This is a genomic window from Luteibacter mycovicinus (assembly GCF_000745235.1).
GTDB lineage: Bacteria > Pseudomonadota > Gammaproteobacteria > Xanthomonadales > Rhodanobacteraceae > Luteibacter > Luteibacter mycovicinus.
On record NZ_JQNL01000001.1, the window covers coordinates 4,095,955 to 4,108,715 of the forward strand.

Genomic DNA, 12,761 nt, shown 5'->3' on the forward strand with positions numbered 1-12,761 from the left:
TTTAGAACAACGGATCAGGACTTCAGGTGGTCGAGGATATGGTTGCGCACCATCTCGCGGTCGGCTGGCGAGAAGCCGAGCAGCTGGCGGCGTGCGTAGCGAACCTCGCGCGCACCCGACGAAGGCTTGTCTTCGAGGCCTTCCTGGTGAACCCGGGCGATGCGCGCGGCGCGGCCGCCAAAGCCGACTTCGACGCCGTTGATGTCGGCATTGATCTTGAGCCAGCGCGCGGTGCGAATCTTCGCGAACATGGTGGTCTTGCCGCGGCGGATCGAACCCCGCTTGCCGCGCAGGTTCTTCGACGGCGCCTTCCGCGCCGTGTAAGGCGTGCCGTCGGGTTCCTTCTGCGCCGCGATGCGTTGCGCCTGCGACTGGCGCAGGTCGCGGCCGATCAGACGAGTGAGCGCCTTGCGACCGGAGGCCGACAGCTTGGCGAGCAGCGAGCCTGCCCATAGCTCCAGCTGGTTCAGGTCGCCGTTTGCCACAGGACATTCTCCATCAGGTCATCAGGTGGCTCGGGCGGGTGGGTGATCGTGCCGGCGGCGTCGACGGCGATCGCTTCCTGTACGTCGAGCTCGAGCTTGAGGTCCACCAGCTCGCTCGTGATCATTTCGACCTCGAAGCGAAGGGCTTTCTCGGCGAGCTCCGGGTTGGCCAGCAGACCGGGCATCTCGGCGCGGATCCATCGGAGGGCCGCATCGGCTACCCGGTCCACGTCGCCGGCGAAGTCCTGGATGATCGCGGTCAGCTGGTAGTGGTACGCAAACCCGCGCCCGGGCGATCCGCCGGATACCACGCGGCCGCGCTCGGCGAAGATCGCCACGTTTTCCGGGTTGGCGGCAAGGTCGGGCCACGACGCCAGGAGCGCTTCGCGGAACCGCTGCATCTTCTTCATCGCGCGGGCGCCATGTCAGGATCGATGTGGCCGCGTACCCAGTCCTGCAGGGCGCTCAACTGCTCGGCCGTTTCGTGGCAGCTGCCGTAGTTGCCGACGATGATGTCGAGGGCTTGAGAGGCTGCAACGGCTTCGCTGGCCGCATCAGGATCTCCGGTGGCGTCCACCTCGGGCACACCAGCGGCCGCGGCGTCGTGCAGCCAGACAAAGCCATTAGGGAGCAGGTAACGGCGATCAGCAGTCGGCGTGACATAGCGGGGAATCTCCTGGCGAAGGGTGGCGGTGGTGTCGTGCACGACGCGCACGCGATCGACAAAGGCGGTGATGCGCACCACATCGGCACGCGCGGCGGAGGCCTCGAAGTCCGCCGCGATCGCGGCCGTCGACGCGGCGGCGAGCTTGGCCGACAGCGATGTGTTGTCGTGATGCTGCCACCACAGCAGTGCGCAGCAACCGGCGAGCAGTGCGGCAAGGGCGATGGTCAGGGTCTTCATGCCGCGGGCGCTCCACGATTGATCCAGCCGTATAGGAACTGGCGCTGCGCGGGGTCCGACTCGGCCAGCGCAAGGTAAGCGGTGTCCCTGACGCCCTTGATGGCGCGCAGAAGCGCCGCGGCCCCGAGCGGGCCACGCCAACGGAGGAAGGCGCGCAGCGCGTCGCGTGTGACGGCGCCGGCGTTCCCGTCCACTTTGAGAACCGCGTAGCGCGTGCCGCCGACGTTGAAGCCGTTCAACCAACGCTGCAGGAAGTTCGCCGCACGCGCCGGGCCCATGTTGACGCCGATATCCACCAGCAACGCGCCGATGTCGGGATCGATGGCGACGATCTGGTCGAAGCCGGGCACGGTGACGTACTGCTGCCGGTAGATAGTTCGTGCGGTCGCTTCGGGTAATGCCTGCATGGGGCCGGTGTAGCCGGCCAGGCGGGCCGTCCGCTCGGTGATGCCGTAACGCGTCGGCCCGCCGCGGTCGGTCGGATTATTGGTGTACGTGCCGCCGCCTTCCGCGGCAAGCACGCTGTCGATGATGCGCGCGATGCGCTGCTCGGCCAGGTCGATCACGGCAGCCGCCCATGGATCAGGCGCGAGAGGCCCATCAGGGCAAGGGCGATCGAGGCGAGCACCTCACGGGCGTAGTGGGCGAGGTTGCCCTTGTGCCGATCCATCCGCCAGGCGAACCACGCGACCGCGAGGCTTTCCACCGGCCCCGGGGGCGGCTTGATGCCGAACATGAGCTTGGCCGACGTAGCGGACAGGGCAAGAACCAGGATCCACGACAGCCAGGCATACACCTGCCGATGCCGAGAGTCGCCGCGGCGAAAGGTAAGCAGTCGCCCCGTAGCAAAGAGCGCGGATAGCAGCATGACGATCGACCAGACGCTGACACCACGCAGGTGCATCCACGCCGCCGCCAGGTTCTCCAGAATCGCGCTCTGGTATGTGCTTCCCACGGCGACGAGGCACTGCGCGCCGACGTAGCCGAGCGATGCCACACCGACCCACAACGTGCGCCAGGGCGGCGAGCGACCGGCGAAGAGGCCGAGGGTCCAGAAGAGGGTGAAGGTGGCGGCTAGGGCGAAAGCGGCCAGGAGGATCAGGATATCCATGGGATCAGGCTCCGCGCTTGAGGATGCTGGTGAAATCGAACGCCTTGACGCGATCGATAATCTGGGTGGTCACGGTGATGGCGAGCGTGGCGGCCAGGAAAGCCGCCACGCCGGTGCTATGCAGCGGTAGACGCTGGATGACCTCGGGCGCGGCGACATAGCCGGCGGCGATGCTGACCAGCAAGTAGGTCGCGCGGACTGGCAGCGACAGGTCGCGGGCGCTGGTAACGAACAGTGCGCCGCCGGCAATGGCGCCGATGAGCGCATTGGCGTCCACGCCAGGCACCAGGGCAGACGCCGCGGTGGCGGTGGCGGCGGTAGCCGTGAGCGCGAGAGCGGTGGTGGCGGGTTCGGTCATGGTCAATCCCACAGGTTGATAAGAGGGAGCACCGCCGGCGCGACGGTTGCGCGTGCCGGCAGCTTGACGAGGGTGCCTTCGGGAAGGATCGGGCCCAGCCGGGCAAGGCCGCGGTTGAGTTCCAGCACCTGCTCGGTGACGCCGCGTGTGGCGCCCAACTCGCGCCAACAAATGGCGTCCACGGTGTCACCCTGGCGAGCACGCACCACGTCCGCCTCGGCGGTCATTAGATGAGCTCCACGGTGCAGCGGCCGACACCCAGAATGTCGGAGATGGCCCAGCGCGCATTGCGCCGGAAATCGTCCGCCGCCACCGACTCGAAGTCGGCGCGGAAGTCGCCGGCGCGGGTGTTGTCCCAATCGCGGTAACTCTCGGCGAGGCTCGCCTGCACGGTGCTGGCCACCGCGCGCTGGTAGCGATGCACCAGGGCCCTGGCACCGGCGATGGTCTCGCCGATATCGGCGGCGTACTCCCAGCCCTCGGCACGCATGCGCGCACGATAGACGGCCAGTTCCTGGTTGACGCTCAGTACCGCGTCGATTGTGGCGGCACGCAGCCGTTCCGGGGTGACGTTGCCGGTCAGGCGTGACTCCGCACGCAGTTGGGCCACGTCGATATCCGGCCAGAAGCCGTCGTTGACGACGGGCGGCTCAGGTGCGGGGTTGCTGACGGGGGCGGCGCCACCGTTGGCGACAAGGCTGGACATGCGAGGTTCCTAAAACGGCGGTGGACGGGTGGGTCACCGGGGCCTGAAAGGCTGGATCGCCACCCGTGCCGCCGTGCGCCGGGGGGAGCTCAGGTGCCGTCGGACGACGGCGGTTCGTTGGAGCCTTCGCGGCGCAGGCGCGCGGCGAGTTGCTCGATATCTTTCTTAGCGCCGACCGCCTCGTGCAGGTCGACCGCCTTGCGCAGCAGCGCAATGGCCCGCGAGGGATCGTGTTCGATGAGGTGTCGGCCGGTGGCGAAGAGCAGCTTGGCGCGCACCTGGTCCGGCATGTCGCAGGATTCGGTGAGCTCGTGGGCAGCCTCGAGTGTGGCCACCGGGAAGGTCTCCTGGCGTGCATAGGCACGCAGGGCGGCGATAGCGGTTTCCTCGGCAACGAAGGTGCCAGGGGTACGCTTGAAGCGCTCTGCCGTGGAAAGCTTGTGCTCGATGATGTACTTGGCGATCGCAAATGCGCCGTCGAAGTCACCCACATCGATGCGCCAGGTCATGATGTAGGACAGCACCTCGTCCTGCACGCCGACGCCTGAGCCGATCACCGCGCCGACATAGTCGGCGTAGTCCGGTAGCAGCTCGCGCTTCAAGGAGATCTTCGCTTCCCGGGACTGGATGGCCTTCAGTCGCCGACGGTCCTCGTCCAGCTTGGCGCGGATGAGGCGGTGGGCGTCGGAGGTATGGCGGTCCACGACCTGCCCGGGCACCGCGTTAGCGGTAGCCCGGGCAGCGAGGACGCGCATCTTGTGAGCCTGCGCGGGGGAGGTCATGTCAGACCCACGAGCCGATGACGATGTTTTCCACCAGGGCGGCTGCGCCCAGGTCCTCGACCACATACGCGTCATTGCTCGACTCGTAATTGGCGATGCGATCGCGCTTGGGCTCGTCCATCACCTGACGGCGGCGGGCGCCGTCCTGGTAGTACAGCGACAAGTTCTTCGGCATCGTCACCAGCACGGCGTTGTCCGGGAAGAACGGCACGACGAGGCCGGGCAGGCCACCGATCGACTTCTGGCTGACGAGCAGCTGGGAGGCGAGCTCGTCCTGAGCGCCCTGCTGGCGGTTCACGACCGGGAAATATTTGTCGTGGAGCAGCTTGCGGCCCACGTGGGCACGCAGGCCAGTGTTCTGCTGATGCCAGGGGTCCAGCATCGTGATGACGTCGTACACGAGCGCGTCCAGCGTCTCGTAGTCGCCACCGGGGCCGACGCGGACTTGACCGGCCTGCTTGGTACCGGTGGCCATGACATTCTCGGGCGAACCTTCGCGCAGGTTCTGTAGCCAACCCTTGTTGACGTCCTGCAGGAGGGGATTGGTGGCCAGGTCCGTGGCCGGGGCAATGCTCTTGCCATTCCAGCCGATCGTCAGGCGATCGAGCGCCTGGCGCTGGATGATGGCATCGCGCAGACGGTTCTGGAAGTCGGGGAACTTCGCCCATGCATCGAGCAGCGCGTACGGAAATGCCGTGTCGAAATCGGTCTTGACGCAGTTGTACAGCTGCTCGGTCAGCGAGGACACGTCACGCGGGTTGCGGTCCTTCTGCGTGGTGTCGGTGCGGCTGGCCACCGGGCCAGTGACGCCCAAGCCTAGCTTCGCTCCCGACTTCTCGGTCACGCCGATCATGTTGATGAGGCTCAGGTAGTCGCTCGACTCTTGGATGCGGGTTTCCAGGCGCTGCTGGATCGTGGGCGACACGGCGAACTTCTCGGTCGCATGCGCCACGCTGTTGAGCGTGGCCAGCTGCGCGCAGAAGGCGGCGAAGGCAAGGCGGGTCGGATTGAGCATGGAATCCTCAGGGGGCGGGGGAGGGTGGGTGGAGCTCGATCAGCAGTCGGTGACAACCGTTGCGGGACCGTCGGCACGCGGGCGCTCGACCGTCTTGCCCGGAGCGGCGTCGAACTTGGATTCGAGATCCTGGATGCGCTTGGTCAGCGCCTCGGTCTTTTCATCGACGGTCTGGAACTGCTTGGCCGTCTGCGTGCTCTGCGCGCTACCGTGCTCGGCGACTTCGGTCATCGCCTGTTCGAGGGCGTTGAAGCGACCATCATCGGTTGCGGCTTTCCTGCTGAGGATGGAGCGGAAGCGGGACAGGAAGCCCTCGCCGACGGCGGCCGGCTCGTCTTCGAACTCGATGTCGACCTCGATGGCGACGCTGAAATAGTTATCCGCATGCTGCTTTCGGGCGGTGAGCGGGCTGACCGCGGGATTGCCGGCGGAGAACGCCAGCATTTCCGTACCCAGGCTGGCCGGGTTGTCGGTCACGGCCAGACCGACGAGATAGGCCTTGCCGGTGTCGGCAAATTTCGGGTTGACCTCGATCGAGGTGAACACCTTCTGGCCTTTCTTCGTCATTGCCACCAGGTCGTCGGTGGGATTGAGCACGGCGAAGAGCTCGGCTTTACCCGCAGCGTTGTCCTCCTGGCTCAGGCTTGCCACCTGGCCGAAGGCGCGAAACGGGCCATCCGGCAGCGTTCCACGGATGTGCTCAATGTTGATGGTGGCGGTGTACTTGGCCGGGTCGTAGCTGGCCGCCATCTGCTGGATCCAGTCGCGCTCGATGGTGCGGCCGTCGACGGTTGCGCCCTCGGTAGCGATGCGGAACTTCTTCGACTTCTTGGTCTTGTCGGCCATGCTGCGGTGCCTCGAATCGTGATGGGTGTGAGTAGGCCGTCAGCATCGGCACGCCCCTTTCGCGCGGCAACGAGCGCTTGTTCTAGGAGTGGGCTTTAAGAACATCTCGCGCGGGATTAGGACGTGGCCGCTGCCTACGCTGTCGGCCATGCTGCCCACCGTTCCCGACATCGATCCGCGCCGCCTGGCACGCCACCTGTTCTTCGCCGGTCACGGCGTGACGGCGATCGCCGATCGCCTAGGCGAGCCACGTTCGACGGTGGAGTCATGGAAACAACGGGAGGGTTGGGCATCGGCGACACCGCTACAGCGGACGGAGGATTGCCTCGACGCCCGCCTGTGCATGCTCATCCTGAAAGAGGACAAGTCGCCTCACGACTTCAAGGAAATCGACCTGCTCGGGCGGCAGATGGAACGTCTGGCTCGCGTGCGTCGCTATGAGGCACCTGGCGGACACGAGGGCGACCTCAACCCTGCCGTCGCCAACCGAAACAAGGATCCAAAGCGCAAAGCCGAGCCAAACGCGTTCACGCCCGAACAGATTGCCAAGCTGCGCGAGGCCTTTTTTGAGGCCAGCTACGACTATCAGCGGCACTGGTACCAGGCCGGGCAGAACGAGCGGACGCGGATCATTCTGAAATCGCGCCAGATTGGCGCGACGTACTACTTTGCCCGCGAGGCGTTGATCGACGCGCTGGAGACGGGCCGAAACCAGATTTTCCTGTCCGCCAGCCGATCGCAGGCCAACGTCTTCCGCGGTTACCAGCAGGACTTTGTGCGCGAAGTGCTGGACATGAATCTTGCCGGCGGCCGCGACCGGCCCATCAAGCTAGGCAACGGCGCGGAGCTGTACTACCTGGGCACCAACTCCCGCACCGCTCAGGGCTACCACGGCAACCTGTACTTCGATGAATTTTTCTGGGTGCACTCGTTCGAACAGCTGGAAAAGCTCGCCTCGGGCATGGCGATGCATAAGAAGTGGCGGGAGACCTACTTCTCGACGCCCTCGGCGCTCAGCCACGATGCCTATCCGTTCTGGAGCGGCGCGCAGTACAACGCCAGCCGCGCGAAGGCCGATCGCATCGATATCGACGTCAGCCATCGCGCCCTGGCGAAGGGCATGCGCTGCGCCGATGGCATGTACCGCCAAATCGTCACGATCGAAGACGCCGTGGCCGGTGGCTGCGATCTTTTCGACTTGGAACAGCTGCGCCGCCGCTACAGCGACGAGAAGTTTCGCCAGCTGCTCATGTGCGAGTTCATTGACGACGCGGCGGCGGCATTCACCTTCGCGCTCATCAAGCGATGCATGGTGGACACTTGGGACGTCTGGGACGACGTTCGCTTCGAGGCACCGCGGATCATCGGCGACGCCCCCGTGGGCATCGGCTTCGATCCTTCCAAGGGCACCGCCGGCGGTGATCCGTCGGGATGCACGGTGACGGCGCTCCCGACGCAGAGCGATGAGCGATTCCGGGTGCTGGAGAAATTTCAGTGGGCCGGGCAGGACTTCGACGCGCAGGCCACCTCCATCAAGGCGCTGACCGAGCGTTACAACGTCGCCGATATCGCAATCGACACCACCGGCATGGGCATCGGTGTTTACCAGCTCGTGCGCCAGTTCTTCCCCGCGGCCCGAGCGATCCAGTACTCGCCTGAGGTCAAGGCGCGGATGGTCATGAAGGCGACCGACGTGATGAACAAGGGGCGCCTGGAGTGGGACGCCGGTTGGACCGACCTCGCCGCGGCGTTTATGGCCATCCGCAAAACCATGACGGCCAGCGGCCGCCATGTGACGTTTGAAGCAGGTCGCTCCGAGGCGGTCGGCCACGCTGACCTCGCCTGGGCGGTCATGCACACCCTTATTCACGAGCCGCTCGAAGGTCGATCGGCATCCAACCAGAGCTTTATGGAGATTTACGACTGATGGCCAAGCGCAAGCGTCCCAATCCGCGATTTACGTCCGCGCTGCCGCCGACCGCGCCGGCGGCCGATGGCGGCCGCTTCGAGACGTTCACCTTCGGCGAGCCGGAGATGATCGACCGGGCCAGCCTGATGGAGTACTCCGACCTGGTGAACAACGGTCGCTGGTACGAGCCGCCGATCAACCCGCGCGGGTTGGCGAACATGATGGGCGTGGCGCCACACCATGCGTCGGCGATCTACGTCAAGCGCAATCTGCTGGTGGCCTCGTTCCAGGAGACCTCGTTCCTGTCGACGCACGAATTCGCCGCGTTTGCGACGGATTACATGGTCTTCGCCAATGCCTACCTCGAGGAGGTGCCGGCACTGTCAGGCCGCCTGCTCAAGCTCAAGCGTAGCCCGGCAATGCAGACGCGAGTGGGCGTGGATCCCGGCGCTTTCTACTTTGTGCCCGAATCCGGGATTGAGCACGCCTTCGACGTAGGCAAGGTGGTGCACCTGCACGATACCGACGTGAAGCAGGAAATCTACGGCGTGCCCGAGTACATGAGCGCGTTGCATTCGGCCCAGCTCAACCGCTCCGCGACGCTGTTCCGTCGCAAGTACTACGACAACGGCTCCCATGCAGGATTTATCCTGTACCTGACCGATGCCGCAGCGAACACGCAGGACATTGACAGCCTGCGCGAGGCGCTGCGCAACTCGAAGGGTCCGGGCAATTTCCGTAACCTGTTCTTCTACGCGCCGGGCGGCAAAAAAGACGGCATGCAGATGATTCCGGTGAGCGAGGTCGCGGCCAAGGACGACTTCGCGGCCATCAAGAACGTCAGCCGCGACGACATTCTGGCGGCCCACCGCGTGCCGCCTCAGATCCTTGGTGTGGTGCCGACGAACGCCGGCGGCTTCGGTGATGTGGAGAAGGCGACGAAGGTGTGTTATGCCAACGAAATCGTCCCGATCCAGAAACGCATGCTCGCGTTAAATGCCCAGCTCGGCGCGGAGGCCTTCAAGTTTCAAGATCCGGGTGCGGATGTCGCCTGAGCGACGTGGACATTCAAAACACAGGGCGGGCGCGATGCTCACTGCATGTGCGGACGCTACGCCACCTTCGGACCCGTCTCCCTGAGCCGCGAGGGCAGGGATGTGCTCGACAGGCTCGAGCTGGACATCGTCAGCGAGATCGACTTGCGGGACGACCAGTTCAACATCGCGCCGACCCAGAAAGCGCTGGTCATCGCTAGTGGCAAGGACGGCTACGCCGGCAGGGCGTGCCAGTGGGGCCTGGTCCCATCCTGGGCGAAAGACATGAAGATCGGGTCGCGGATGATCAACGCCCGGGCCGAGGGCCTGATCAAGGGGACGACGAAGGCATACACCGGGGCATTCAAGAAGCGGCGCTGCCTGGTCCCGGCATCCGGATATTTCGAGTGGAAAGGCGAGGCCGGCGCCAAGCAGCCGTATTTCATTCACGACCCCGCTGGCCATCTGCTCATGTTCGCGGGCCTCTGGGAGGCTTGGCGGTCGTCGCCGGCCGAGCAGTGGGTGCGCACCTTCGCCATCGTCACCGGCGAGCCTGGCAAGGTCTCCGGGGACATCCATGACCGGCAGCCTGTGATCCTCCCGCCCGACCTTTGGCGGGTGTGGGTCGAGGGCGCGCCGGGCGAGGCGAGTGCAACACTGACGGCGGCCCCGGAGGCCGACCTCGTTTACCACCCTGTGCCGAAGGCCGTGGGGTCGCCAAGGAACAATAGACCGGAACTGGTCGAGCCGATCGCGCTGTAGTCCTGCCGATACGCACACTTGCACGACGAACCTCGCGAAGATCGATCACCCTGTCCACACTTCTGAGATTCGGACCGCGTATCGTCCGCGCCCTATGACCACTGTGACCTGGCTGGATCGCGATATCGTGATGGGCGCGCCGCTGCCGCAGCAGTACGGCGCGACCGAGCGCGGACAGCGGTTTGTGGTGGTCCGCGAGCACGCCAATGGACGAGGCACTTGGCGGGTCAGTGTGTTCCCCCACGGCAACCAGGCCGAGGCGATCGAGGTGGTGGCAGGGTCCGAGCGGCAGGCTAAGCGGTGGGTCGAGCGCTGGGCGGCGAAGCGGACGATCAGTTACCCCGTGCCGGAGCGGAAAAGGCTGCCCCACGAGGGTGAGCTCAACCCACGGAAGCCGAAGGGCGCGGACGACCGCTCCTAAGAGCGGGGGCGCGGGCCACCTCAGGACGGTGCATCGCAGCAACGACAGCGTGACCCGACCTGGAACCGCCTCTATAGCCCCACGTGGGGACCTCGATTCGACGCTGTTCTGAGCCCTCGCCGGCGCTCGGCCGGCCGCGCCGCGACGCCTGGGGGCCGCGGCGCGCGTGGCGGAGAGTAAGCGGCGCAGGGGGCCGGCAGGCCCGGTCGAGGGGTTTGTGACCCCAGCGCGCGCGGTCGTCCCCCCTCCTCGCCTTCGCGCTTCTCCCCCTGCTTTTGATGCAGGTGATGTAGCGCCCAGCGTTCAAACGCGCCAACGCGTTCCGGCCGGTGCGCACGCCCCTTCCGGTGATGCGTTCTGATGCAGCCAAGCGCACCTTTAACCCCGCCGCTGAAGACAGTCGTCCCCTCGATGCGTGAATTATCAAATGCGAAAGCTTCGCATCCACTAGCTTGATTTCGCCACGAATAGATGAAAATAGGCCGCTGAAAGTCCTGGGGTTCGGATGGAGTGATTTCAGTGATGCACTGCGCGTGGGCGTGAAAAGTTACCGCGCATCAACGAGTAGCGGCATGGGGATGAAGTTATTTCCAAGTGATGTGGTAAGTAATGAATCTCTAAGTCATTGACATAAAAGGTTTATTGCTTCCGTCCACATCACTTCAAAAAAAGTTATGTCATTACCTAGAAATCACTCGGAAATAACTTCGACCGTTTGCCAAAAAAGGCCTTTGCTACAAGCGGTTAGGCGTCAAACGATCGTTACATCACTTAAATCACTTCCTTCCGAGGGCCACGACTTTGAGAGGCCCCTGTTGGCGCGCGGAGACAACCAGACCATTGTCGTCGCTATGGTCGCGCGCTCAATGCTTGGCTCGGCGCCTACCTTTTGCCCCGCCGCGTCGATACTCGCGCCCGCAGCGATCGACGCCTGTGAGTCAGCGATGTGGACCATCGCCAGTTCTCACTAGAGGCCCGATCGGGGGTGCGCTCGTATAAGTATTGGTGCATCGCGATGCGGCCAGCCAACGCCCCCGAGCGTGATAACACATGGCCCCCATTTCACTATTCGTTAATGACTTGCAGGTCATTATTGCCTCGAAGACATCTCCAAGAACACGTGTTGGCCGCTGCTCTGGCAAGCACGCCCCGCTTCACGGCCTCGGTGCGCCATCACCTGCCAACCCCAACTCGCAATCACATGGGTAACGCCAATGATCTGTCCCGAAGCTTCCACAGACATGCTTTCAAGCTCGCAACGCGGCCTCGACGCTGAGGCGCTTCGGAGGCTTGACGCCAGCATTCAGTCGGATATCGATCAAGGAAAAAATTACGCCGCGTCCATCCTCGTCGCGCGTGGGGGCACCATTGGCCATCGAAGGACCTTCGGCGAGGTTTCGCCCGGTCGGGCAGCAGCGGCAGACGACGTATACCTCATGATGTCGCTATCAAAGTCGTTCAACGCCGCGCTGGTATTGCGGGCTGTGGACCAAGGCCGCTTCAGTCTCGACACCCGGGTTGCTGAATTCTTGCCGACGTTCGCAGCAGGCGGTAAGGCACGCGTCACCGTCCGCATGCTGCTGACCCATACTGCTGGAACGTTTCCCGGCATGGCACCTCCAGGATTGGCGCCTACTGATCTGGGTAATCTCGCAAAATTTGTCGATGTAGTTTCTGCCATCCCAGCAGCTAATACCCCGGGCGAACGCGTGGTTTACAACACCGCGGCGAGTTACGCCGTTCTTGGGCAACTGCTCGTTGTCACCGACCCTGCGGGACGAAGCTTCAGACAGATTGCAAAGGAGGACTTGTTCGATCCGCTCGGTATGTTTGATACGTGCTATGGCCTCTCTCAACACGACCCGCGTAGGGTGCCCATCTCGTATACGCCGGCCCAGACCTCGGATGCCTCAATCGCTGCGATGAAGGCGATGAATGCAGCCTTTGTAGAAGGTGCGGAGATTCCTGCGGGCAGCGCCTTTGGCACGGTGGACGACGTCTTTCGTTTTGCGGAGACTTGGCGTCAGGGCGGTACAAGCAACGGCTATCGTCTACTTTCCCCCGCGCTACTGCGGTACGCCCGGCAGATTCATACAGGTAACATGAGCAATGGCGCTTGGGACTTTTATCGTGAAGCTCACGGCCTTCCCGATTATCCCGCAAACTTCTCACTTTTAGGCGGATACGTACGAGGCGAGGGCTTTTTCGAAAACGGAGCGGGGTATACGGCCTCGCCTGACACCTTCTATGCGGTGGGCGGAGGAACTACGATGTGGTTGGTAGATCCGGAGCGCGATCTTACGTTCGTTTTTTTGAGCGCCGGGTTCATCGACGGCTTGGCGCATTTTGACCGCCTCCGACGGTTAAGCGATCTAGCCCTTTCGGCATGCGTTTGAGTCACAGCTATAGCAGCCCGCATCGTGTGTGC

General features: G+C 64.1%; 16 protein-coding genes. 5 read left to right on the forward strand and 11 right to left on the reverse strand.

Features of this window, described 5'->3' with window-relative positions; all coding sequences use genetic code 11:
• Positions 1–14 precede the first annotated feature (14 nt).
• The 11 genes from FA85_RS18340 to FA85_RS18390 form a co-directional block, all read right to left on the reverse strand.
• Positions 15–485 carry a phage virion morphogenesis protein gene (locus FA85_RS18340; RefSeq protein WP_036129254.1) on the reverse strand — a complete coding sequence of 157 codons (471 nt, stop codon included), beginning with the start codon at positions 483–485 and terminating at the stop codon, positions 15–17.
• Complete coding sequence (locus FA85_RS18345) at positions 467–895, reverse strand: phage tail protein (protein WP_036129257.1); 429 nt, start codon at positions 893–895, stop codon at positions 467–469. Before FA85_RS18345 ends, FA85_RS18340 begins: the two co-directional genes overlap by 19 nt.
• A complete protein-coding gene (locus FA85_RS22010) occupies positions 892–1,389 on the reverse strand; it encodes a hypothetical protein (RefSeq protein ID WP_036129261.1) in 498 nt (165 codons plus the stop codon). Before FA85_RS22010 ends, FA85_RS18345 begins: the two co-directional genes overlap by 4 nt.
• Positions 1,386–1,955, reverse strand: a complete 570-nt coding sequence (locus FA85_RS18355; protein WP_197056593.1) for a glycoside hydrolase family 108 protein — start codon at positions 1,953–1,955, stop codon at positions 1,386–1,388. Before FA85_RS18355 ends, FA85_RS22010 begins: the two co-directional genes overlap by 4 nt.
• The gene (locus FA85_RS18360) at positions 1,952–2,500 is read right to left on the reverse strand and encodes a phage holin family protein (protein ID WP_036129264.1); all 549 of its coding nucleotides are present in this window, start codon (positions 2,498–2,500) and stop codon (positions 1,952–1,954) included. The genes FA85_RS18355 and FA85_RS18360 overlap by 4 nt, the downstream gene beginning before the upstream one ends.
• 4 nt (positions 2,501–2,504) lie before the next feature.
• The gene (locus FA85_RS18365) at positions 2,505–2,858 is read right to left on the reverse strand and encodes a putative holin (protein WP_036129268.1); all 354 of its coding nucleotides are present in this window, start codon (positions 2,856–2,858) and stop codon (positions 2,505–2,507) included.
• Positions 2,859–2,860: 2 nt separating this feature from the next.
• Positions 2,861–3,085 (reverse strand): tail protein X, encoded by a 225-nt coding sequence (locus tag FA85_RS18370; protein ID WP_036129270.1) that lies wholly within the window; start codon positions 3,083–3,085, stop codon positions 2,861–2,863.
• Complete coding sequence (locus FA85_RS18375) at positions 3,085–3,564, reverse strand: head completion/stabilization protein (protein WP_036129273.1); 480 nt, start codon at positions 3,562–3,564, stop codon at positions 3,085–3,087. The genes FA85_RS18370 and FA85_RS18375 overlap by 1 nt, the downstream gene beginning before the upstream one ends.
• A gap of 89 nt (positions 3,565–3,653) precedes the next feature.
• Entirely contained in the window at positions 3,654–4,319 is a 666-nt protein-coding gene (gene gpM, locus FA85_RS18380; protein WP_197056594.1) for a phage terminase small subunit, read from the reverse strand.
• Positions 4,320–4,347: 28 nt separating this feature from the next.
• Positions 4,348–5,361 carry a phage major capsid protein, P2 family gene (locus FA85_RS18385; RefSeq protein WP_036129278.1) on the reverse strand — a complete coding sequence of 338 codons (1,014 nt, stop codon included), beginning with the start codon at positions 5,359–5,361 and terminating at the stop codon, positions 4,348–4,350.
• A 39-nt stretch (positions 5,362–5,400) separates the two neighbouring features.
• Positions 5,401–6,207: a GPO family capsid scaffolding protein gene (locus FA85_RS18390; RefSeq protein ID WP_051974365.1), complete on the reverse strand. Its 807-nt coding sequence runs from the start codon at positions 6,205–6,207 to the stop codon at positions 5,401–5,403.
• Between the two features lie 148 nt (positions 6,208–6,355).
• Here FA85_RS18390 and FA85_RS18395 point away from each other — a divergent pair, with 148 nt between their 5' ends.
• The 5 genes from FA85_RS18395 (at position 6,356) to FA85_RS18415 (ending at position 12,729) form a co-directional block, all read left to right on the forward strand.
• Entirely contained in the window at positions 6,356–8,134 is a 1,779-nt protein-coding gene (locus FA85_RS18395) for a terminase large subunit domain-containing protein (protein ID WP_156110296.1), read from the forward strand.
• Positions 8,134–9,171, forward strand: a complete 1,038-nt coding sequence (locus FA85_RS18400; protein ID WP_036129281.1) for a phage portal protein — start codon at positions 8,134–8,136, stop codon at positions 9,169–9,171. The genes FA85_RS18395 and FA85_RS18400 overlap by 1 nt, the downstream gene beginning before the upstream one ends.
• Positions 9,172–9,216: 45 nt before the next feature.
• Complete coding sequence (locus FA85_RS18405) at positions 9,217–9,912, forward strand: SOS response-associated peptidase (RefSeq protein WP_036129284.1); 696 nt, start codon at positions 9,217–9,219, stop codon at positions 9,910–9,912.
• A gap of 94 nt (positions 9,913–10,006) precedes the next feature.
• The gene (locus FA85_RS18410; RefSeq protein ID WP_036129286.1) at positions 10,007–10,333 is read left to right on the forward strand and encodes a hypothetical protein; all 327 of its coding nucleotides are present in this window, start codon (positions 10,007–10,009) and stop codon (positions 10,331–10,333) included.
• A gap of 1,214 nt (positions 10,334–11,547) precedes the next feature.
• A complete protein-coding gene (locus tag FA85_RS18415) occupies positions 11,548–12,729 on the forward strand; it encodes a serine hydrolase domain-containing protein (protein ID WP_081908605.1) in 1,182 nt (393 codons plus the stop codon).
• Positions 12,730–12,761 lie beyond the last annotated feature (32 nt).